This window comes from Acinetobacter sp. A2, from assembly GCF_012371325.1.
Lineage (GTDB): Bacteria > Pseudomonadota > Gammaproteobacteria > Pseudomonadales > Moraxellaceae > Acinetobacter.
This window is the reverse complement of the sequence record NZ_JAAZQX010000003.1, coordinates 114,227-137,497: the sequence shown is the minus strand read 5'-3', so window position 1 is coordinate 137,497 and position 23,271 is coordinate 114,227. Positions and strand designations below refer to the sequence as shown.

General features: G+C 41.1%; 17 protein-coding genes and 2 tRNA genes. 6 read left to right on the top strand and 13 right to left on the bottom strand.

The window, feature by feature from the left end:
- Positions 1-172: 172 nt before the first annotated feature.
- Both HHA43_RS02530 and HHA43_RS02525 read right to left on the bottom strand, forming a co-directional pair.
- Entirely contained in the window at positions 173-1,078 is a 906-nt protein-coding gene (locus HHA43_RS02530; protein ID WP_168418047.1) for a neutral zinc metallopeptidase, read from the bottom strand.
- Between the two features lie 70 nt (positions 1,079-1,148).
- Positions 1,149-2,078, bottom strand: coding sequence for a DUF808 domain-containing protein (locus tag HHA43_RS02525; RefSeq protein WP_168418046.1), 930 nt, complete (start codon positions 2,076-2,078; stop codon positions 1,149-1,151).
- Positions 2,079-2,269: 191 nt separating this feature from the next.
- Here HHA43_RS02525 and trpS point away from each other — a divergent pair, with 191 nt between their 5' ends.
- Together trpS and HHA43_RS02515 are read left to right on the top strand one after the other, a co-directional pair.
- Positions 2,270-3,283: a tryptophan--tRNA ligase gene (gene trpS / locus HHA43_RS02520; RefSeq protein ID WP_168418045.1), complete on the top strand. Its 1,014-nt coding sequence runs from the start codon at positions 2,270-2,272 to the stop codon at positions 3,281-3,283.
- 501 nt (positions 3,284-3,784) lie between these two features.
- Positions 3,785-4,846 carry a poly-beta-1,6-N-acetyl-D-glucosamine N-deacetylase PgaB gene (locus HHA43_RS02515; protein ID WP_228278937.1) on the top strand — a complete coding sequence of 354 codons (1,062 nt, stop codon included), beginning with the start codon at positions 3,785-3,787 and terminating at the stop codon, positions 4,844-4,846.
- Positions 4,847-5,059: 213 nt separating this feature from the next.
- Here the strand turns inward: HHA43_RS02515 and sucD are convergent, their stop codons facing one another.
- The 9 genes from sucD to sdhC all read right to left on the bottom strand — a co-directional run bounded on the left by sucD (position 5,060) and on the right by sdhC (position 17,131).
- On the bottom strand, positions 5,060-5,950 hold the full coding sequence (gene sucD, locus HHA43_RS02510) for a succinate--CoA ligase subunit alpha (RefSeq protein ID WP_019836778.1): 891 nt from the start codon (positions 5,948-5,950) through the stop codon (positions 5,060-5,062).
- 12 nt (positions 5,951-5,962) lie between these two features.
- Positions 5,963-7,129 carry an ADP-forming succinate--CoA ligase subunit beta gene (gene sucC / locus HHA43_RS02505; RefSeq protein ID WP_168418044.1) on the bottom strand — a complete coding sequence of 389 codons (1,167 nt, stop codon included), beginning with the start codon at positions 7,127-7,129 and terminating at the stop codon, positions 5,963-5,965.
- Between the two features lie 174 nt (positions 7,130-7,303).
- Positions 7,304-8,737 carry a dihydrolipoyl dehydrogenase gene (lpdA, locus tag HHA43_RS02500; protein ID WP_168418043.1) on the bottom strand — a complete coding sequence of 478 codons (1,434 nt, stop codon included), beginning with the start codon at positions 8,735-8,737 and terminating at the stop codon, positions 7,304-7,306.
- 60 nt (positions 8,738-8,797) lie between these two features.
- Entirely contained in the window at positions 8,798-10,012 is a 1,215-nt protein-coding gene (gene odhB / locus HHA43_RS02495; protein WP_168541657.1) for a 2-oxoglutarate dehydrogenase complex dihydrolipoyllysine-residue succinyltransferase, read from the bottom strand.
- A gap of 16 nt (positions 10,013-10,028) precedes the next feature.
- A complete protein-coding gene (locus HHA43_RS02490; protein WP_216076194.1) occupies positions 10,029-12,851 on the bottom strand; it encodes a 2-oxoglutarate dehydrogenase E1 component in 2,823 nt (940 codons plus the stop codon).
- Between the two features lie 880 nt (positions 12,852-13,731).
- Positions 13,732-14,442, bottom strand: coding sequence for a succinate dehydrogenase iron-sulfur subunit (locus tag HHA43_RS02485; RefSeq protein WP_096901010.1), 711 nt, complete (start codon positions 14,440-14,442; stop codon positions 13,732-13,734).
- Positions 14,443-14,456: 14 nt separating this feature from the next.
- Positions 14,457-16,355, bottom strand: coding sequence for a succinate dehydrogenase flavoprotein subunit (gene sdhA / locus HHA43_RS02480; protein WP_168541653.1), 1,899 nt, complete (start codon positions 16,353-16,355; stop codon positions 14,457-14,459).
- A 12-nt stretch (positions 16,356-16,367) separates the two neighbouring features.
- A complete protein-coding gene (gene sdhD / locus HHA43_RS02475; protein ID WP_096901012.1) occupies positions 16,368-16,733 on the bottom strand; it encodes a succinate dehydrogenase, hydrophobic membrane anchor protein in 366 nt (121 codons plus the stop codon).
- On the bottom strand, positions 16,733-17,131 hold the full coding sequence (sdhC, locus tag HHA43_RS02470) for a succinate dehydrogenase, cytochrome b556 subunit (protein ID WP_143228670.1): 399 nt from the start codon (positions 17,129-17,131) through the stop codon (positions 16,733-16,735). The genes sdhD and sdhC overlap by 1 nt, the downstream gene beginning before the upstream one ends.
- Positions 17,132-18,297: 1,166 nt before the next feature.
- Here sdhC and gltA point away from each other — a divergent pair.
- The 3 genes from gltA to HHA43_RS02455 all read left to right on the top strand — a co-directional run bounded on the left by gltA (position 18,298) and on the right by HHA43_RS02455 (position 22,260).
- Positions 18,298-19,572: a citrate synthase gene (gene gltA / locus HHA43_RS02465; protein ID WP_168541651.1), complete on the top strand. Its 1,275-nt coding sequence runs from the start codon at positions 18,298-18,300 to the stop codon at positions 19,570-19,572.
- A gap of 192 nt (positions 19,573-19,764) precedes the next feature.
- Entirely contained in the window at positions 19,765-20,280 is a 516-nt protein-coding gene (locus HHA43_RS02460; protein ID WP_168460911.1) for a hypothetical protein, read from the top strand.
- Between the two features lie 354 nt (positions 20,281-20,634).
- The gene (locus HHA43_RS02455; RefSeq protein WP_168460910.1) at positions 20,635-22,260 is read left to right on the top strand and encodes an NAD+ synthase; all 1,626 of its coding nucleotides are present in this window, start codon (positions 20,635-20,637) and stop codon (positions 22,258-22,260) included.
- 144 nt (positions 22,261-22,404) lie between these two features.
- On the opposite strand, the gene HHA43_RS02450 is transcribed toward HHA43_RS02455, so the two are convergent.
- A tRNA-Met gene (locus HHA43_RS02450) sits at positions 22,405-22,481 on the bottom strand.
- A gap of 179 nt (positions 22,482-22,660) precedes the next feature.
- Between HHA43_RS02450 and HHA43_RS02445 the strand changes: the two genes are divergently transcribed.
- A complete protein-coding gene (locus HHA43_RS02445; protein ID WP_168460908.1) occupies positions 22,661-23,086 on the top strand; it encodes a hypothetical protein in 426 nt (141 codons plus the stop codon).
- Positions 23,087-23,126: 40 nt separating this feature from the next.
- On the opposite strand, the gene HHA43_RS02440 is transcribed toward HHA43_RS02445, so the two are convergent.
- Positions 23,127-23,203 (bottom strand) — tRNA-Met (locus tag HHA43_RS02440).
- Positions 23,204-23,271: the final 68 nt, after the last annotated feature.

The following is a 23,271-nucleotide window of genomic DNA, read 5'->3' as shown; positions in this document are numbered from 1 at the left end:
ATACAAAATAAGCAAGGTCTTGCTCTACTTTCTTTAAGCTTTCAGTCAAGTATTTCATTGCAAGTTTTTTTAAAATTCAATACCTAAATTGTATATGTTTGACTATATTTGTCAATATAATTATTTGCTTATCAATCACTCCTTTTATCATAATCATACAAGTTTAAGTCACTTATATTGCGGCATTGAAGGTGTCACAATCGTTAATCAAGCCTGACTTTAAGCCTGTTTGGAACCATTGCACACGCTGCGCACTAGTACCATGCGTGAAGCTATCAGGTACGACTTGTCCACGTGCACGTTTTTGCAAGTAATCATCCCCAATTTTATGTGCAGCGTCCATCGCTTCTTCAATATCGCCCTGTTCTAAGAATTGAGTACGTTGATGGTTGTGATGCGCCCACACACCCGATAAACAGTCTGCCTGTAATTCTTGACGAACTGAAAGCTGGTTGCCCTGCACGTCACTGACTTGCTGACGTGCTTTATGCACTTGTTCAGAAATGCCTAAAATAGTTTGAATATGATGTCCAACTTCATGTGCCACCACGTAAGCTTGTGCAAAATCACCAGCCTGATCGTTTCGGCTAAGTTCAGTCTGATTTTGCTCTCCACCAATCCCCATTTGCTGACGCATGGCTTGGAAGAATGAAGTATCAATATATACTTTTTGATCGGCAGGGCAATAAAATGGCCCCATGGCAGATTGTGCAGTACCACAACCCGAATTCACCACGCCCGTAAACAGTACCAGTTTAGGTGGAATATATTGGCTATTTAACTGCTGCTGAAACACTTGTGACCAGGTGTCTTCAGTATCTGCCAAAACAGTACCTACAAACTCAATGGCTTCTTGCTGCTCAGGGCTTGGGTTATCTAAACCTTTGGTTTCAGCACTTTGTGCATGTGAGGTGACTTGCTTAGTTGCCTGATAAGCAGATTGAGGGTCGACCCCAAAGAACTTCCATGCAACAAAGGCCACCACCAAGCCCAAGATACTGATACCGCCCGCTTTTGCTCCACCGCCACCACGGCGGTCTTCTACATTCGTACTAACTCGACGACCTTTCCAACGCATTATTCTTATCCTTTCTCAATTTTTTGAATGATAGTTCATTCTAAATATAGTCTAAGTCTTGAAGCAGGGCTTATTGACTCTGTTTAGACTTTGGCCATACTTTTTGAATCAGTGTAACCACAATCACAACCAATACACCCGCTAAAATACCCACCGCAAAATTCATTAAGGTTGGCGTTACAGCCCCTACAATGCTGCCCATAGTTGGGATGTCTTGAACATACTCTACTGTATCTTCTGTGAAATGGTGCACAAATGGAATAGCATGATTGATAATACCACCACCCACTAAAAACATGGCAGCAGTCCCAACAACCGACAAAGTTTTCATTAATATCGGGGCGAATGCCAATAAGCCACGACCAATACGTTGTTTAAAATTAGATGGTTGTTCAGTCAGATGTAAACCAATGTCATCAATTTTGACAATAAATGCAACTAAGCCATAGACCCCAACGGTCATGGCAATGGCAATTACGCTTAATACGGTCACTTTGGTTAAGAAACTGGCGGCTGCGACTGTACCTAATGAAATCACCACAATTTCAGCCGATAGAATAAAGTCAGTACGCACTGCACCTTTAATTTTTTCATTTTCAAAACGAGCAAGGTCTTGCTCAGTCTGAATCAATTCTAATTGCGCTTCTGCGGCAGTTTTTGCTTTTTTGTGCTGTAGGGTGTGCATGATCTTTTCAACACCCTCATAGCTTAAGAACAACCCACCAATGACCAATAATGGATTAATCAACCATGCGGCAACCACGCTAATGAGCAGTGCCAACGGTACTAAAATCAATTTATTAACAAAAGAGCCCTTAGCTACCCGCCACACTACAGGTAACTCACGATCTGCACGCACACCACTGACCTGCTGCGCATTCAATGCCAGATCATCACCCAATACCCCTGCTGTTTTTTTAGCAGCCATTTTACTCATGACGGCTACATCATCTAAAACGGTTGCAATGTCATCTAATAAAAGTAATAAGCTGCTCGCCATTGCTTTGTTATCCTTATGCGATTTTCTATCTATTTTAAAACTGTACGCAAATAAACTCTGTATTTACTTCATTAATTTTTTAAACGAATTCAATTCAATCTGTTTAAGGAAGTGACATTGAAAAATGTTATGCCTTACAATGTAGCAATTCATCGGTACATAGATGTCGTAGATACGACTTGGAATAAAAAATGAGTAATCAAGATAATCGTCCTGTGATTTTGACGGGCGATCGTCCGACTGGACAGCTACATTTAGGTCACTTTGTGGGTTCTTTACGTTCACGTGTAGGTTTACAAGACTCGCATCATCAACATCTGTTACTTGCCGATGCTCAAGCCCTGACCGATAACGCCGATAACTTTGAAAAAGTACGTCGTAATATTATTGAAGTTGCTACCGATTATTTAGCTGTAGGCATTGACCCAACCAAGACCACCATTTGCGTGCAATCTTGTTTGCCTGCGCTAAACGAACTCACCATGTTGTATTTAAACTTCGTGACTGTGGCACGTTTAGAGCGCAACCCAACCATTAAATCTGAAATTCAGATGCGTGGTTTTGAGCGTGATATTCCTGCAGGTTTCCTCTGCTACCCTGTGGCACAGGCAGCCGATATTACTGCATTTAAAGCGACTGTAGTGCCAGTCGGCGAAGATCAGATTCCAATGATTGAACAGACCAATGAAATTGTACGTCGTGTGAATCGTCAGATTGGACAAGACCTGTTACCTGAATGTCAGGCTTTATTGTCTAATGTGGGTCGCTTACCAGGTTTTGATGGCAAAGCTAAAATGTCTAAATCTTTGGGCAATACCATTGTGTTAGACGCCACCGACAAAGACATTAAAAAAGCGGTGAATGCCATGTACACCGACCCGAATCACCTGCGTATTGAAGACCCAGGTCAGGTTGAAGGCAACGTGGTATTTACCTATTTAGATGCGTTTGACACCAATAAAGAAGAGCTTGAAGAACTGAAAGCGCATTATCGTCGTGGTGGTTTGGGCGATGGTACCGTGAAAAAGCGTTTAGAAGGTATTTTAAAAGAATTGATTGGCCCTATCCGTGAACGTCGTATCGAGTTGGCAAAAGACCCAGATTACATTATGGACATTTTGAAATCGGGTACAGACAAATGCCGTGATATTACTCAGCAAACTTTAGACGAAGTGAAAGCTGGATTAGGCGTTTTCCGCTTCTAAATCAACTCCCCTAAACACCTGTTTTATCACGTATTATTTAAACACAAAGCCTCTAATTTACTAAAATTAGAGGCTTTTTTATTTCTGCAAAACCTTCAAAATCTCGTTATTTTACTCACACAAAACACTTATTAGTTACGTTACTTAACATCACGTAACTCGAATACTGAGGAAAAGTATTCAGGTTTTGCTTATGATAATCACATGCTTTAGGAGCAATCCTAATTTCATAACATTTCTCCTTTACCGAAACTGTGTATGCAGATTCGTAGTTCCTACGCAATGATCACCCCAATCATTGCGTATTTTTTTGTCTGAATTATCGCCTTGATACCTGCATATACCTAAACTTTTAGCAAATTGTATACATCACAACTGACTCTTTATTAGAGGTAATACAGGACTCAACAGCATCATTGCAAAATTCTACTTGAAGCCAACGGTATTCCAATTAAAGTAACTCTATTCTGTTGTACAGCTTTAAATGTGATGCCCTTATTTATGTCTGGACTCATCCGAACTATTCAGCGTATCAGTCAAATTGGACTCTTGATGACGATTTCCACTTACGCACAAGTACACGCCTTGGTGGTGATACCAGACCACCCTATTCAGTATGTTTTGCATGAGCCGCTAAAACTGCCTAACACAAATTCACATAAACCTAATCTGCACAAGCATCACATTGCAAAAATGCGCATCATGCACATTGATTTAGATTATGTGTTTGACAGCGACAAAGCCCAACAAAAGCGAAATATACAAGCCTTAATTCAGCGCATTAATGCTATTCAACCCAATACCATTTTTTTGCAGGCTTTTGCCGACCCAGATGCCAATGGTTCAGCCGATCAGGTTTATTTTGAGAACCGCCATGTGCCAGTACGGGACAATTTGTTTCAACAGGTGCATCAACTCATTCGTGATAAAACTCAGGTTCAACAAGTCTATGCTTGGCTACCAATGCTGGCTTGGGAATTACCCAAAGCTCAAGATTTAAACTATGTAGAACATCGTCAAGGCGGTCAAAAAGGCTATATTCGCCTTTCTCCTTTTGAAGAGAAAAACTTGGCAATTATTGTCGATATTTTCCGTGATTTTATTCAGCACAACCCTGTAGATGGTGTGCTGTACCATGATGATATTACCTTGTCAGATTATGAAGACTCTTCGGCTTCGGCACGTAAGTACTATCAAGAATGGGGCTTTTCAAAACGAATTTTCAACAATATTCGACACCCTTTGCAGGGACGTTTAGCCAAACACAAAACTGCGTACTTGGATCAATTGGCTGCGGGCATCACCCAAGTTTTAAAGCAATACCAACCGAATTTATTGGTTGCTCGGAACATGTATGCACCTGTGGTGCTTCAACCACAAAGCGAACAGTGGTTTTCACAATCCATGCCAAGTACCTACCGTTATTATGATTACAACGCAATTATGGCCATGCCCTATATGGAACAAGCTAAAGATCACAAAAAATTCTATTTAGATTTAATTCGACATGCAAAAAAATACGACCCAAATTTGGATCGTACTATTTTTGAGGCTCTAGACTAGCAGAATAGATATGTTAGTCTAGAGCCTTATAAAATATTACTTATTACATAATTTTTACTTAATTAATTGATTAAAAAAACTTTATATTTCAATTATTGCACGCTTTCACACATAAAAAATCCCCTTTTACGGGGATTAAATCGATCATTATGTTCTGCTTAATAGGCAATCTAATGATTGAATGATCTGTTAATTAGATTGCCGAAATTTAGCTTAAGCCAAACCTTTTTCCTTAAGTACTTGCAGCATGGTAGAACCTAATTCTGCAGGACTACGTGTATATGCCATTCCCGCTCGCTCAAAGGCAGCAAACTTTTCTTCTGCTGTGCCTTTACCGCCTGAAATAATTGCACCCGCATGCCCCATACGCTTGCCTTTTGGTGCAGTCACACCTGCAATATAACCCACTACAGGTTTGCTGACATTGGACTGAATATATTCAGCAGCCTCTTCTTCTGCCGTTCCGCCAATCTCACCAATCATAATAATGGCATCAGTATCTGGGTCATCTTGGAATAATTTTAAAGCATCAATCTGATTCATTCCTGGAATTGGATCCCCTCCAATACCAATACAAGTCGATTGTCCAAGTCCAAGTTTTGTAGTTTGAGCTACCGCTTCATACGTCAGCGTACCTGAACGTGAAATAATTCCAATACGGCCTGGTTGATGAATATGTCCTGGCATAATGCCAATTTTACATTCGCCTGGTGTAATCACGCCTGGACAATTCGGCCCAACTAAACGTGTTCCATTGCTATTGGTTTCCAAATAGCGCTTAGCCTTGAGCATGTCGATGGTTGGCACGCCTTCTGTAATCACGACAATTAAACCTACGCCTGAATCTACAGCTTCCACAATCGAATCTAGAACAAATGGTGCTGGTACATAAATCACGGATGCATCTGCAGCTGTTTCACGTACCGCTTCTTTCATAGTGTTAAACACGGGTAATTCTAAATGTGTTTGACCACCTTTACCTGGCGTGACCCCACCCACCACTTTCGTGCCATAGTCGAGTGCTTGTGCTGAGTGAAAAGTCCCGTTCTTACCCGTAAAACCCTGAACCAATACTTTGGTGTTTTTATCAATTAATACGCTCATGCCTGATTCTCCTTAAGCTTTCACTGCAGCAACAATTTTTTCTGCAGCATCGGACAAGCCATTTGCAGAAATAAGTTTTAATCCTGATTCATCTAGTAATTTAGCACCTAGCTCTGAGTTGTTTCCTTCTAAACGAACCACCACAGGCACAGTAACATTTACCTCTTGAACCGCTGCAATAATTGCTTCTGCAATCATGTCACAACGTACAATTCCACCAAAAATATTGATTAACACGCCTTTGACTGAGTGATCTGCCAAAATAATTTTAAAGGCTTCAATCACACGCTCTTTGGTTGCACCACCACCTACATCTAAGAAGTTCGCAGGCTGGCCACCATACAACTTAATAATATCCATCGTTGCCATTGCCAAGCCCGCACCATTGACCATACAGCCAATGTTGCCTTCCAAAGCTACATAGTTCAGGTCAAATTCTGAAGCACGCAATTCACGCTCATTTTCTTGTGACTTATCTCGCAGCGCCAATACCTCAGGTAAACGGTACAACGCATTAGAGTCAATTCCGACTTTAGCATCGACACATAAAATCTCACCATTTTCGCGCACTGAAAGTGGATTAATTTCAAACAATGCAAAATCATTATCAATAAATGCCTGATAAGCCGCAGTCATAATTTTTACAAACTGAGTGATTTGGCTATCTTTTAGTTTTAAGGCGAAAGCAACTTCTCGCGCCTGAAATGGCAATAACCCCACCAATGGATCGACTTCTACTTTAATAATTTTTTCAGGGGTTTCTTCTGCGACTTTTTCAATTTCAACCCCACCTTCGGTAGATGCCATAAAGGTGACACGACGGCTTGAACGATCTACCACAGCACCTAAGTACAATTCGCGCTCTACAGGATAGACATCTTCTGCAACCAAAATACTGTTTACCGGCTGACCATAAGCATCAGTTTGATAAGTGACCAAGCGTGTACCAATAATTTCATTGGCATAGTCTGCAGCTTCCTGTGCAGATTTCACCACTTTTACACCACCCGCTTTACCACGGCCACCCGCATGTACTTGCGCCTTCATTACGGCAAATTTTCCACCAAGTTGCTCAAAGGCCTGCACAGCTTCTACTGCTGTCGTGGCCAAGATTCCTTCCTGAACAGGCATGCCATATTTTTTTAATAGCGCTTTCGCTTGATACTCATGTAAATTCATTGACTAACCTTTTACTACTTCTTTTATTCAGTTCTCACCACCCGCATCAAATCTTGGTTTGATCTTGGTCTTCCATGGTGGTGCTATTTTCTATGCTCTTTATTTTTAGATGATTATTCCCACAAACACAACCATCAAATGTAAAAAGAGCGGCCTAAGCCGCTCTTTTTAGTGTTATTTGCGTTTACGCTGAATCGCGTGAATCGCACGCCCATCCACCGCTAAAGCAGCTTCATGCACTACTTCAGAGAAAGTTGGGTGACCAAATGTCATTAATTGTAAATCTTCAACTGAAGATACAAATTCAAGGGCAATCATACCTTGGTGAACAATGTCAGACGCCGCAGGGCCAATTACATGCATGCCCAATAGACGATCTGTTTTTGCATCTGCTACAAACTTCACAAAGCCTGCACCTTCACCAGCAGCTAAAGCACGACCATTTACAGCGAAACCGAATTGACCAGTTTTCACTTCATGGCCTTTTTCTTTGGCTTGCTCTTCAGTTAAACCTACCCACGCCGCTTCAGGGTGTGTGTAAATTACTGAAATGATGGTGTCGTAGTTCACTTGTGCAGCATGGCCATGAATACGTTCAACAGCCATCACGCCTTCTTCCATTGCTTTATGTGCAAGCATTGGACCACGTACCAAGTCACCAATTGCATATACACCCTCAACAGAAGTTGCACACCAATCGTTTACTTCAACTAAACCACGTTCAGTCAGTTTAATACCACAGTCATCAGCCAATAAGCCTTCTGCATAAGCACGACGACCTACACAAACAATTAACTTGTCAAAAGTTTGTTCTTTATCTTCGCCACCTTGGGTATATTTAACTGTAACTTCACGACCGTTAATTTCAGTACCTGCAACTTTTGCACCGATACGGATGTCCATACCTTGCTTAGTCAACAGTTTTTGGTAGTCTTTAGCCAATGCTTTGTCAGCCATTGGTAAAAATGCATCCATTGCTTCAAATACTACAACTTCTGCACCCAAACGACGCCATACTGAACCAAGCTCAAGACCAATGACACCTGCACCAATCACACCTAAACGCTTAGGTACTTCAGGGAACTCAAGTGCACCTGTTGAATCAACAATCAGGTCTTGATCTACTGGCGCTACAGGAATGTTAACTGGTACAGAACCTGTCGCAAGAATGACATATTTAGGCTCTAGAACCTGAGTTTCACCTTCGTGAGAAACAAACTCAACTTTCTTGCCAGCAAGTAATTTACCTGTACCTTTTAACCACTCAATACCGTTACCTTTTAATAACTGATCAATACCGCCAGTCAATTGGTCAACGATTTTGTCTTTACGTGCTAAAAGTTTTGCAAGGTCAAACTGTACTTCGCCTGTGGTGATACCGTGATCAGCCAAGTGATGCACTGTATCTTCATAACGATGTGAAGAATCAAGTAATGCTTTAGATGGGATACAACCCACGTTTAAGCATGTACCACCTAAAGATGGTTTGCCTTTATGAATACGTTTTTCGATACACGCAACTTTAAAACCAAGTTGTGCAGCACGAATTGCCGCTTCATAACCACCTGGGCCACCGCCAATAACAACAAGATCAAATTGTTGAGACATTTTTATCTCCAAAAATGGGCTTAGAGGATCGCTCCAAGCCCACTGATTTATTCTTTAGAATTAAAGGTCAAGGATGAGTTTAGCTGGTTCTTCTAACAATTCTTTGATTGTTACAAGGAAACCTACAGCTTCTTTACCATCAATTAAACGGTGGTCATAAGAAAGCGCTAAATACATCATTGGCAAGATTTCTACTTGGCCATTAACCGCCATAGGACGCTCTTGGATTTTGTGCATACCCAAAATTGCAGTTTGTGGCGTATTTAGAATTGGAGTAGATAACAATGAACCGAAAGTACCACCGTTAGTAATGGTGAATGTACCGCCAGTCATGTCTTCAATACCCAACTTACCGTCACGTGCTTTGTAAGCATAGTCACGGATACCGTTTTCTACTTCAGCATAGTTCATACGGTCTGTATCACGTAATACAGGAACCACTAGACCACGGTCAGAAGATACAGCTACACCGATGTCGTAGTAACCGTGATACACGATGTCATCGCCATCAATTGAAGCGTTAACAGCAGGATAACGCTTAAGTGCTTCAGTTGCAGCTTTCACAAAGAAAGACATAAAGCCTAAACGTGCACCATGACGTTTTTCAAACGCATCTTTGTATTGTGCACGCATTTCCATGATTGGCTTCATGTTTACTTCGTTAAACGTAGTCAACATTGCAGTTTCTTGAGTCGCTGCAAGTAAACGCTCAGCAACACGCTTACGTAAACGTGTCATAGGAACACGTTTCTCGATACGCTCACCTACCGCAACACTTAATGGCGCAGCTGCAGCAGCAGGTTTAGTTTGATGATTTGCAACATCTTCTTTAGTGATACGACCACCACGACCTGTACCCGCTATGTCTGCAGCATTGATACCTGTTTCAGTCAAGGCTTTACGTACTGCTGGCGCTTGGTCAGCAACAGGTTGTGCACGCTCAACAACAGGTGCAGCACCCGCTTCAGTTTGTGCTGCAGCTTGCTCTACCTGACCTTCAGATTGAACTGCTTGAGTTTGAGCCGCACCAGAAACAGCGCCAGCTTCAAATTGAGCAATTACTTCGTCAGAAAGAACGGTGTCGCCTTCGTTTTTAATGATGACAGAGATCGTACCATCTGCAGGAGCGACTACTTCCAAAACAACTTTATCGGTTTCAATGTCACAGATCACTTCATCACGTGATACTGCTTCACCTGGTTGTTTGTGCCAAGTTGCAATCGTACCGTCTGCAACTGACTCTGGAAATACCGGTGCTTTAATTTCGGTTGCCATTACTTCGAATCTCCTGTTATTCAGCTACGATCGCAAGCGCGTCATTGATGAGCTGAGCTTGTTGTTTTGCATGCAAATATGGTGAACCACACGCTGGTGCTGCAGATGCTTCACGACCCGCATAACTAATACGAATCTGTTTACCAGTTTTCATTACGTCATCATATAAACGTGGCGCGATGAATAACCAAGCACCTTGGTTCTTCGGTTCTTCTTGAGCCCAAACAAGTTCGTTCACGTTTGGATAAGAAGCAAGAACTTCAGCAATACGTTGTTCTGGATATGGGTACAACTGTTCAATACGAACAATTGCAGTGTTGTTCAATTCTAATTCACGACGTTTTTCAAGCAAGTCGTAATAAACCTTACCACCACATAGCACTAGACGAGTCACGTCTGACTTGTTGATGTTATCAGTTTCATCAATCACAGTCTGGAATGTACCAGTTGCAAGCTCATCCAAGCTAGACACAGCTAACTTGTGACGAAGTAAAGACTTCGGCGACATGATGATCATTGGCTTACGGATTGGACGAATCGCCTGACGACGTAAAGCGTGGAAAATCTGTGCTGGTGTTGTTGGTGTCATCACTTGCATGTTTTCTTCCGCACAAAGCTGTAAGAAACGCTCTAAACGTGCAGATGAGTGCTCTGGACCCTGACCTTCAAAGCCGTGTGGAAGTAGCATAGTCAAACCACACACACGCTCCCACTTGGTTTCACCAGATGAGATGAACTGGTCAATCACCACTTGAGCACAGTTTGCGAAGTCACCAAATTGTGCTTCCCAAATGATCAAGCTCTTCGGAAGTGTCGTTGCATAACCGTATTCGAATGCCAATACTGCCATTTCAGACAATAAAGAGTCGTAGATTGCAACACGTGGTTGGTTCTCTTTGATATGGCATAACGGAATATAAGTTTTACCATCGACTTGGTTGTGCAATTTTGCGTGACGGTGTGAGAAAGTACCACGACCTACGTCTTCACCAGTCAAACGAACTAAATAGCCTTCATCCAACAAAGTTGCATAAGCTAAAGTTTCAGCTGCACCCCAGTTCAGTGGCATTTCACCCGTTTGCATTTTTAAGCGATCATCAATCACTTTTGCAACTTGGCGCTGCATCACGAAACCTTCTGGAAGTTTACGCATGGTTTGACCAAGTTCTTTCAAACGCTCAACCGGGAAAGTCGTATCCCAAACGTCTGTATAGTCATGACCTAAATACGGAGACCAATCTACAAACATTTTGGTATTTGGCTCAAGTACCAACGCATTCGCAACGTGATTACCCGCTTCCAAATCAGAACGGTAGTCTTCAACCATTTGATCTGCCGCAGCGCGATCCAACACACCTTCTTGTACCAATTGGTCAGCATATAAAGTACGTGTTGTGGTCTTTTTGTTAATCACTTGGTACATCATCGGCTGAGTTGCTGCTGGCTCGTCAGCTTCGTTGTGACCACGACGACGGTAGCAGAACAAATCAATCACAACGTCTTTACGGAATGTGTGACGGAAATCATGTGCCAATTGAGATACAAAAATCACAGCTTCAGGGTCATCGCCATTCACGTGGAAAATTGGCGCCTGAATCATTTTTGCAATGTCAGTACAGTATTCTGTAGAACGCGCGTCACGTGGGTCAGAAGTTGTGAAACCAACTTGGTTGTTAATCACAATGTGAACTGTACCACCTACGGTATAACCGCGAGTTTGTGACATTTGGAAGGTTTCTTGGTTAACACCTTGACCTGCAAATGCTGCGTCACCGTGTACGATTAATGGCAATACGTCATCACCACCAATGTCTTTACGACGTACTTGGCGTGCACGAACAGAACCTTCAACCACTGGACCAACAATTTCCAAGTGTGATGGGTTAAACGCAAGTGCCAAGTGTACTTCACCACCTGGTGTCATCACGTTAGATGAGAAACCTTGGTGATATTTCACGTCACCCGAACCTTTTTTATGTAAGCTCTTACCTTCGAACTCACCAAATAGGTCTGCTGGGTTTTTACCCATGATATTCACAAGTAGGTTCAAACGACCACGGTGTGGCATACCAATCACAACTTCTTTACAACCTACAGCACCTGCACGTTGAATAATTTCGTTGACCATTGGGATAAATGATTCACCGCCTTCTACACCAAAGCGTTTAGCGCCCACGTATTTGTTACCTAGATATTTTTCTAGACCTTCAGCTGCTGTTAAGCGCTCAAGTACATGTTTCTTTTGGTCTGCAGTGAACGTAAATTTACCGCGTGCGCTCTCTAAGCGTTGTTGAATCCAGCGTTTCTCTTTGGTATCAACAATGTGCATGTATTCTGCACCAATTGAACCGCAGTAGATTGACTGCATGGCTTCAACCATTTCACCTAGGGTCGCTTCAGCTTTATCAATCGCCAAGTTACCTGTGTGGAATACCGTGTCTAAATCTGACTTGGTTAAACCATGCGCAGCAAGATCTAAATCTGGCACGTCTTCACGTTTTGCCAAACCTAATGGATCTAATTTTGCTTTTTGGTGACCACGGTTACGGTAAGCTGCAATCAGTTGCAACACGCCAATTTGACGTTGTTCGTGTTCAGAACTCACTGAACCTTGAACAATGGCTTGAACGCGATTTGAATTACGACCTAATAAAAGGAATTGCTCACGTACATTGCTGTGTGGTTGATCACCCTTCGGGAATTTATCGAAATATTCACGCCAATCAGCACCGACTGATTCCGGTGACGTCAAATAATGCTCGTAAAGTTCTTCAATATACGCTGCACTATCAGCGGAAAGTTCAGTGTCAAGACGCAGTGCGTCAGCAACTTCTTGCATTTGTGGACCCATTTCCTATTGCAAAAACATTTTCCAGGATGCTTTTTAAGCAAAACCCATGATTGATAATGTCAAATTGGTAACATGACATTAGTCCCCAGTTGACAAATGTCATGAGGCGTTATCACTACATTAGGAAAACCCAATGTCATTTATGAATCATAACGCCCTCATTGGCATCATCACTCATCTATATACTCGACCCAAGCCGAGCAATTTTTTGCAAAATCGTTTTAGAAAAATGAAGTTCACTCACTTCGCTTTTCTAACCCGACTTTTATACTTTTAATCAGATTAAATAGCACACTAAACAGCGTTAAAATGTTGATAAAATGTACAAAATTTCAACATTTTTTAAATATAGCGGTTCATTAATCGTAACATGATCTCATAAACCAATTGATTTTTTTGACACATACCTCCTATAAATTGGCGAAATACAGTGATTCTATTTTCATCTAATATATGGTGCTTTATTTAAAAAACAGAAGCAATTTAGACCAAAGTCCAACCCCTGCTATTTTAGATAAAAGAAAAGAGAGCACATCTCTCAATCTGCCCTCTCAATTACATGTTACATGATAACATCTAAAAACAAATATTGCAGCTAATCTTGGCATTTGCCTATGCTTTACAACAAAATAGCAGCACTGGATTACAATTGTGTGCAACTTTAGTCGCCTTTTATCGGTTTTTGTCTATTAATCCAGCAGTTATACCTAAAAAATATCAAGCACTCATTTTTTAATCACTTCTTTTTATACTTCGTTTTTATGTTCGATATTAAAAAAACACACCTCGTTATTATTTTACTTTTACAGCAATATTAGACCATAAAAAAAGCACATCCGAAGATGTGCTTTTTTCAACCTTAGCTCGCTTAGCCAGCTTGGTCTAATAACATGTTACGAATGTGACCAATTGCTTTCGTCGGGTTCAAACCTTTCGGACAAACAGACACACAGTTCATGATGCCTTTACAACGGAACAATGAGAATGGGTCGTCAAGACGAGCCAAACGCTCTTGAGTTGCAGTATCACGAGAGTCAATGATGAAGCGGTATGCATTCAACAATGCTGAAGGACCCAAGAACTTGTCTGGGTTCCACCAGAATGATGGGCATGAAGTTGAACAACATGCACAAAGAATACATTCATACAAACCATCAAGGTGTTCACGATCTTCTTGAGACTGTAAACGCTCTTTTGGAGGCGCAGGCTGGTTGTTGATCAAGAACGGATGAATCTTGTTGTACTGATCGTAGAACTGATTCATATCAACAACTAAGTCTTTAATTACTGGAAGACCAGGAAGTGGACGAATCGTAATCACTTCTGGTAAGTCGTTTAGGTTCCAAAGACACGCTAAACCATTTTTACCGTTGATGTTTACACCATCAGAACCACAAATACCTTCACGACATGAACGACGGAACGTTAAAGTTTCGTCTTGTACTTTCAATGCAAGAAGCGCATCAAGCAACATACGGTGCTTATCAGTCAATTCAAGCTTAAAAGTTTGCATGTACGGTGCTTTATCCTTATCAGGATCGTAGCGGTAGATATTAAATGTACGAGTACCTCTACTCATCTTACTTCTCCCAATTAGAATGTACGTGGTTTAGGTGGAATAGCAGCTACAGTAAGCGGCTTGTAACGTACTGGTTTGTACTCAAGACGGTTATCTGTAGAGAACCATAAGGTGTGCTTCATCCACTCATCATCACGACGACCATAAGAATAAGTTGGGTGATCTGGTGGTAACTCGAAGTCTACAACCGTATGCGCACCACGACATTCTTTACGTGCAGCAGCTGAGATTAATGTCGCTTTAGCAACTTCATATAAGTTTTCAACTTCTAAAGCTTCTACACGTGCAGTGTTAAATACTTTAGATTTGTCTTTCAAATGAATGTTGCGAACACGTGGTTCAAGCGCAAGAATTTGCTTAACACCTTCTTCAAGCAATGCTGAAGTACGGAATACACCTGCGTGATCTTGAACGATGTTACGAATCGTATCTGCAACTTCTTGAGCGTTTTCACCTGAAGTCGATTCGTCAAGTTTACGAATACGGTTCACAGTGTTTTCAAGTACAGTTGTTGGAAGTGGTTCGTACTCACCATCGTGTTGCTTAGTTACATACTCAATGATGTGCTGACCAGCAGCCTTACCAAATACAACCAAGTCAAGCAATGAGTTTGTACCTAAACGGTTTGCACCGTGTACGGATACACATGAACACTCACCAATTGCATAGAAACCTTTTACTGGTTTAGCAAAATCACGGTCGCCCGAGTTTGTTGTATAAGTATCAGTTTCTGCGTTGTAGTTCGCAACCAACTCTTGAGTTTCACGGCTTTCTGGCACAACCACTTGACCATGAATGTTTGTTGGAATACCACCCATTTGATAGTGGATGGTCGGTACTACTGGAATTGGCTCTTTTGTACAGTCAACGTTCGCGAATTTCTTACCAATCTCGAATACAGATGGAAGACGCTTCATAATGGTGTCTGCACCCAAGTGCGTCATATCAAGCAAGATGTAGTCTTTGTTTGGACCACAACCACGACCTTCTTTAATTTCTTGGTCCATAGAACGTGATACGAAGTCACGTGGCGCCAAGTCTTTCAAAGTTGGTGCATAACGCTCCATGAACGGCTCGCCTGAATCGTTACGAAGGATACCACCTTCACCACGACAGCCTTCCGTTAACAATACGCCTGCGCCCGCAACACCCGTAGGGTGGAACTGCCAGAATTCCATATCTTGTAATGGAATACCCGCACGAGCAGCCATACCAAGACCGTCACCAGTGTTGATATATGCGTTTGTAGATGCACGGTAAACACGACCTGCACCACCTGTAGCAAATAATGTCGCTTTCGCTTGGAATACTGCAATTTTGCCAGTTTCTTGGTCAATTGCTGTAACACCAAGTACATCGCCTGCTTCGTTACGGATTAAATCAAGAGCAATCCATTCAACGAAAAATTGAGTACCCATTTTCACGTTGCTTTGATAAAGCGTGTGAAGAAGTGCGTGACCAGTACGGTCAGCTGCAGCACATGCACGCGGCACAGCTTTTTCACCGTAGTTTGCAGAGTGACCACCGAATGGACGTTGGTAAATTGTACCGTCTGCGTTACGGTCAAATGGCATACCCAAGTGTTCTAATTCATAAACCACTTGTGGCGCTTCACGCGTCATGAACTCGATCGCGTCTTGGTCGCCTAACCAGTCAGAACCTTTTACTGTGTCATAAAAGTGGTAGTGCCAGTTATCTTCTTGCATGTTACCAAGAGATGCACCAATACCACCTTGCGCCGCAACAGTGTGCGAACGTGTTGGGAATACTTTGGTCAGTACCGCAACTCTCAAACCCGCTTGAGCAAGCTGGTAAGATGCACGCATACCTGAACCACCACCACCAACGATGACTGCGTCAAAAAATTGGTGTGGAATATTTGTATAATCTTCTTTAGGGTTAATCGCGCCCATGATATTTTCCTATCAATTCGCCCAGAAAATCTGGATAGCCCAGATTGCGTATGCAAAAACAGCAATAATCACTGCTGAAGTCAGCACTAGGCGTAAACCTGAAGCTGAAGGACCCATTTGACGAGTAGTCACATAGTCAGTGAATACTTGCCACATGCCAATCCAAGCGTGTGCAACAAGAGATAAGACTGCCAATAAAGACATAATCTTCATTGGTAATGTCATCATAAAGCCGTACCACTGTTCAAAGTTGAATCCACCGTTAAGAAGAATCCAACCAAATACCACAACGGTATAAACAGCAAGAACTACAGCACTAACACGTTGGATATACCAATCGCGAGAACCTGAACCCGTTAAACCTGTAGCACTTTTCATTAGATTACAATCCATACAAATGCTGCAACGATACCAATTGCAGACAAGATCAATGAAATAGTAGCTGCAATGCGACCGCTTTGCAGTTCTTCTGCAAAACCAAGGTCAGCAAGTAAGTGCTTAATACCAGCAATGAAGTGATAAATTAAGCCGGCTACAAATACCCATACGATAAAGCGCACAAAGAAACCGTTAAAAATTTCTTGAACTTGAGCAAAACCTTCAGGTGAAGACAATGACTTGTCTAACAACCATAAAAGTACCGGTACGAGTAAAAATACGATGACACCAGAAAGACGGTGTAGAATTGATGCAATAGCCACGGGCGATTTTAAGTTTACTTCTAAAACTTGACCCATGGACAAATTGACAGGTCTGTTGCTTTTCACAGCGGGCATCCTGTAAGTAAAAACTCCATCCGGAGTTTGTTGGAATAAATTCGAAGGAAAGCTGGCATTGTCAGGCAAATTCATGCCTAACCTTAAAACGACACTGAATTATAAAACGTCAACTGTCAAAATACAAACAACACAGCTCGGCTTTTTTGCCAAAAATCCTTTAAATAAGAATCATTAACAACAATAAGAAGCAACAACCTGCTTAACTAAATTACAATCATACTTATAACACAATGTTTTTATACAATTTATTTAGCAATAGGCTCTATATATAGCTTTATATCTATTTAGAATATTTAGACTAAAGATAAATTTGCACCTTACTCTCTATCATATCTATTCGTGTCTACAAACATTGAGCACACAGCTTTATCGGACACTCGCATCTTTTACTGTTAAAGCTGTGATACGTTGCTGCAAAGCAACAATTATTGGCTTACTCACACTCGGATAACTTTTATTTATTTATAATCAAAAGACTTAGACTGTTTTATATTTCCCCGATTACAAGGTTTACAACCCAGACTATTTCTCAAACTTATATTCAGCGTCCGCTCTAAATACCAATCTACCTTTTTTACCATAATCATCATGCGAAAGAATGACTTATCCAGTATTTTCCAATATTACACAAAACAAGAAACTCTTAATCTTATGCAGAACCCCATATTCTTTTGCCCAAAAAATGCTTATTCCTAAAATTTTTTCTGAGTTTAATCAGTCATTTTTTGATCAATTAACATCTATTTTAAATACCCGACTTGCAGCCTGTATCCAAAAGACAAACCTACCTGATGCCTATGCAAAAACGTGTAAGTTATGAGAATTAGATAAATTTAAGTTTTGGGCTGCAACCCACCGCAGAATCACCACAGCAAAACCATTATTTAAAATTGCTTACAATTAATCCCAAACGATGATTTTTTTCTGCACATCCAACAAATTTTGACTTATGATACTGCGGCTGTGCTGTGATTTTATTGATTTTTTTACTGGAATTTTTTCGGCTTTTTCTGCAAACAGTCGTCTACTTAATCCATAAGTATAATTGACAAAATTTCAGTACTCTCTAATCTTAGAGCAAATTTTTAATCCGTCTGACTTGCGCATTAAAAGATTGATACTTCGAGTCAGATCAACATTCACCAGGACAGGAGATCTATTGAATGTCTGAAGCAACTGGCAAAAAAGCCGTATTACAGCTTGATGGAAAAGAAATTGAATTACCAATTTACAGCGGCACATTAGGCCCAGATGTAATTGACGTTAAGGATGTGTTGGCGGCAGGTCACTTTACTTTTGATCCTGGTTTTATGGCAACAGCGTCTTGCGAGTCTAAAATCACATTTATTGATGGTAACAAAGGTATTCTTTTACACCGCGGTTACCCAATTGACCAATTGGCAACTAAAGCTGACTACTTAGAAACTTGCTACTTATTATTAAATGGCGAGCTTCCAACAGCTGAACAAAAAGCTGATTTTGACGCAAAAGTTCGCAACCACACTATGGTTCACGACCAAGTTAAGCGTTTCTATAACGGTTTCCGTCGTGATGCTCACCCTATGGCAATCATGGTTGGTGTTGTTGGTGCGTTATCTGCGTTCTATCACAACAATTTGGACATCGAAGATGTTAACCACCGTGAAATCACAGCGATTCGTTTAATCGCGAAGATTCCTACTTTAGCGGCTTGGAGCTACAAGTACACAGTTGGTCAACCATTCGTTTACCCACGTAACGACTTAAGCTACGCAGAAAACTTCTTGTACATGATGTTTGCTACACCAGCAGACCGTGACTACAAAGTTAACCCTGTTCATGCACGCGCTATGGATCGTATTTTCACGCTTCACGCTGACCACGAACAAAACGCGTCTACTTCAACTGTACGTTTAGCTGGTTCTACTGGCGCTAACCCATACGCATGTATCTCTGCAGGTATTTCTGCACTTTGGGGTCCTGCTCACGGTGGTGCGAACGAAGCTGTTCTTAAGATGCTTGACGAAATCGGCTCTGTAGAAAACGTTGCAGACTTCATGGAAAAAGTGAAGACTAAAGAAGTGAAGCTTATGGGCTTCGGTCACCGCGTTTATAAAAACTTCGACCCACGTGCAACAGTAATGAAGCAAACTTGTGACGAAGTTCTTAACGACTTAGGTATCAACGATCCACAACTTGCACTTGCAATGGAACTTGAGCGTATTGCGTTATCTGATGAATACTTCATCAAGCGTAACTTATACCCTAACGTAGACTTCTATTCAGGTATCATTCTTAAAGCGATTGGTATCCCAACAGAAATGTTTACTGTAATTTTCGCTCTTGCACGTGCTGTAGGCTGGATCAGCCACTGGTTAGAAATGCACAGCGGTCCTTACAAAATCGGTCGTCCACGTCAGCTTTACACAGGTTACACTCAACGCGACATCAACCGTTAATTCGGTTCGCGTTGTACCTTGTAAAATGAGTACGACTCAAAAAACCACCTTCGGGTGGTTTTTTTTATTTTTGAATATTTATCCACACTAGAATACAAAGCCTTGGTAGTTTGACTTAGACAACATAATTAAATTGGGTCGCAACCCATTTTACGCTATATTTTTAATGTCAGCCTTTCATGATCAATTTACATGCTGCAACTGCATTTCTTATTTTTAAGTCTGCTCATGCGTTTTTTAAAACTTGCGCAGTTTAAATATCGCTACTTAACACCTGCAGAAATACAGCTCTGCCAGTCTGTGTTCGGCCATTTAATTGACTACAGCAAAGTCAGAGTCATGAATCACCCCTATTTACCTTGGCAACCACAACATATATTTATGGCACCCTGTGGTGATATTCATGTGCGCAATTTGCATTACCGTTCAGACTACACACAAGCACATTTAGGCTATCAAGCTATTTTTATTCACGAAATGGCGCATGTTTTACAATACCAACATAAAATTAATGTCTTTCTACATGGCGCACTCTTACAAACGGCATATTATTTAAGTTTTAAACAGTACAATCCATATCGCTATCAATTGATTACAAACAAGCCTTTTTTTGCCTATAACATTGAACAACAAGGCGACATCGCTAAAGATATTTTCCTGAAAAAAATTGACAATATTATTCTGAATCCACCAAAACCAATTGCTTAACTGAATATTCTTTAACTTGAGCAATCAGGCTTAAAACCACAGACAAACCTAATCTTAAAATATAATAATTTCAAATAAATAGCATAAAAATTCTGTCACATTTCAATGATATTCTGCAGCATACAAGAATAAAGTGTATTCGATGCTAGCATCTATTCTAAATTACGATAAAATAGCAAAAGTCTCTATTTTTGCACCGCAAAATAAGATCTTTATCTGTTAGATAATAAATGGTTTTTATTTGTGCCTTTCGGCAGTCGTTTAATCCACAATACACTGCGCTGAAATTTTTATAACAATAATAATCAGTTGTTTATGTGTATTTTAAACCTATAGGAATAGGACTTAATTTAAATGAAATCTTTTAAAATTGCCCTTGCACAGTTCTCTCCACACATCGGCAATCTCGAAGCAAATGCGCAAAAAATGCTTGAACAGGCAAATGAAGCGAAAAAACAACACGCAGATCTGATTATTTTCCCTGAACTTTCTCTCTTGGGTTACCCAGCAGAAGATTTATTACTGCGCCCAAGCTTGAACAAACGCACTCAACAAGCATTTGAACAATTACGTGAAATTAAAGATATCGTTTTAGTTTTCGGTTTTGTGAATGAAACTGAAGATGGTCAACGTTTCAACTCTGCTGCAGTCATGAAAGATGGCAATATTCTTGGTATTTATAACAAACAAAATTTACCAAATTATGCCGTATTTGATGAGAAACGTTATTTCGATGAGGGTCATCAACATCTGGTATTTGAATACCTTGGACATAAATTTGGCGTATTGATTTGCGAAGACTTATGGGCACTGCCAACGGTACAGCAACTCGCACAACTCAATGTTGAAACAGCATTGGTGCTCAATGCATCCCCTTATGAAGTGGGCAAGCCACAACATCGTGTACAAACCATGACTGAGTTGGCTAAGCAGCTCCACTTAAATGTTGTATATGTGAACCAAGTGGGCGGTCAAGATGATTTAATCTTCGATGGCACTAGCTTCGTGATCAACCAAGCGGGCGATGTTGCACTACAAGCGCCGACGTATCAGGAAGGTGTATTCTTCGTTGAATATGACGCTGCTCAGAAACACTTTAAAACTGCAGAGATTAGCCCTGCTTTAGATACGTTGGCAGAAATTTACCAAGGCTTGGTTTTAGCTACACGTGACTATGTACAACGTTCAGGCTTCCCTGGGGTTATTTTAGGTTTATCGGGTGGTATTGACTCTGCGCTGACACTTGCAATTGCAGTCGATGCCATTGGTGCAGACAAAGTACAAGCGGTGATGATGCCATATACTTATACAGCACAAATCAGTGTTGAAGATGCGGCAGAGCAAGCCAAAGCATTAGGTGTTACCTTCGGCATTGCCGAAATTCATCCTGTAGTGAATAGCTTCATGCAAACCTTGTATCCGTTCTTTGGCAATAGCCCAAGTGACACCACTGAAGAAAATTTACAAGCCCGTGCACGCGGTACAATTTTGATGGGGCTTTCCAACAAATTTGGTAATTTAGTCCTGTCTACAGGCAACAAATCTGAGCTGGCTGTTGGCTATTGCACCTTATACGGCGATATGGTCGGTGGTTATGCCGTACTCAAAGACGTGTATAAAACCATTGTATTTGAACTGGCAAAATACCGTAACAGTATTGCTGATACGCCTGTTATTCCAGAACGCGTGATTACTCGCCCACCTTCTGCAGAATTACGCCCAGATCAGAAAGACCAAGACTCTTTACCACCGTACGAAATTTTGGATGCAATTTTGTATGCCTACATTGAAGAAGATCAAAGCCAAGAAGATATTATTGGCAAAGGCTTTGAACGTGCAATGGTTGAGAAAGTGATTCAATTGGTTGATCGCAATGAATATAAGCGCCGCCAAGGTGCCCTAGGACCACGTATCAGTTCACGCGCATTTGGCCGTGAACGTCGTTACCCATTGGTGAATGGCTGGAAACCTGGAATTTAAGCGAAACTATGGCTTAAACAGAAGCGTAAAAAACCAAGCGAAGGCTTGGTTTTTTATTGTCTGTATTTTAAGAATAGGTCAATAAAGCTCAACTTAAATTTTAGACATAAAAAAAGACCAAGCTGAGAGCTTGGTCTATAAAAATGGTGGCTATGACGGGACTTGAACCTGTGACCCCCGCATTATGAGTGCGGTGCTCTAACCAACTGAGCTACATAGCCATAAACTGTGTGCGCATTATCTAAACTTAGCTCTGCATCGTCAAGTATTTTAATTTACAAACGCTCACAGTTTAAACAAATACTTTTCAATTTATTAGTTTTTAGGCAATTTACCTTTTTCTTACGGATTATCATCCATATTTATTGCAAAATTTATTCAAATGACCAAAGAAAATACTATGTCTTCTACTCTTCGTTTTAAATGGTTTGCTGTTGCAGGCTTAGCTTTGAGCTTAAGCGCATGTCAGGTCGTTGGGCCTATTTTGGTCGACTACAACGGTGTACGCCGCGACGTAGCACAATATATCAACTCAAAAATGAGCTACAGCTTTGCTGACAAACGTGTATTGGTGGCCTATGCCAAAGGTCAGCAAAAGATTCTTACTGCAGATCGTCTCAGTCCTGAAGCCCAGCAACAATTGGCCTATGAGCGTGCGGTGGGACGTTATTGCGCATCACAGCATATTTCACTGAAACAGTTAAATCAGGTGGATGCCAAAATTTTTAGCTATCCTGATCAGCAAGCCAACTGGCAACATATTCAAAACCTGCAAATGCAAATTCAGCTCAATACCAACAACATAGATTGCACAGGAAAATTTTAAAGATAAAAAAAGACCACGTTAGTGAACGTGGTCTGAAAAATGGTGGCTATGACGGGACTTGAACCTGTGACCCCCGCATTATGAGTGCGGTGCTCTAACCAACTGAGCTACATAGCCAAAAACTGTGCGCGCATTATCTGCTGTAATGCTATAGACGTCAAGCATTATCACACAACTATTGCTTA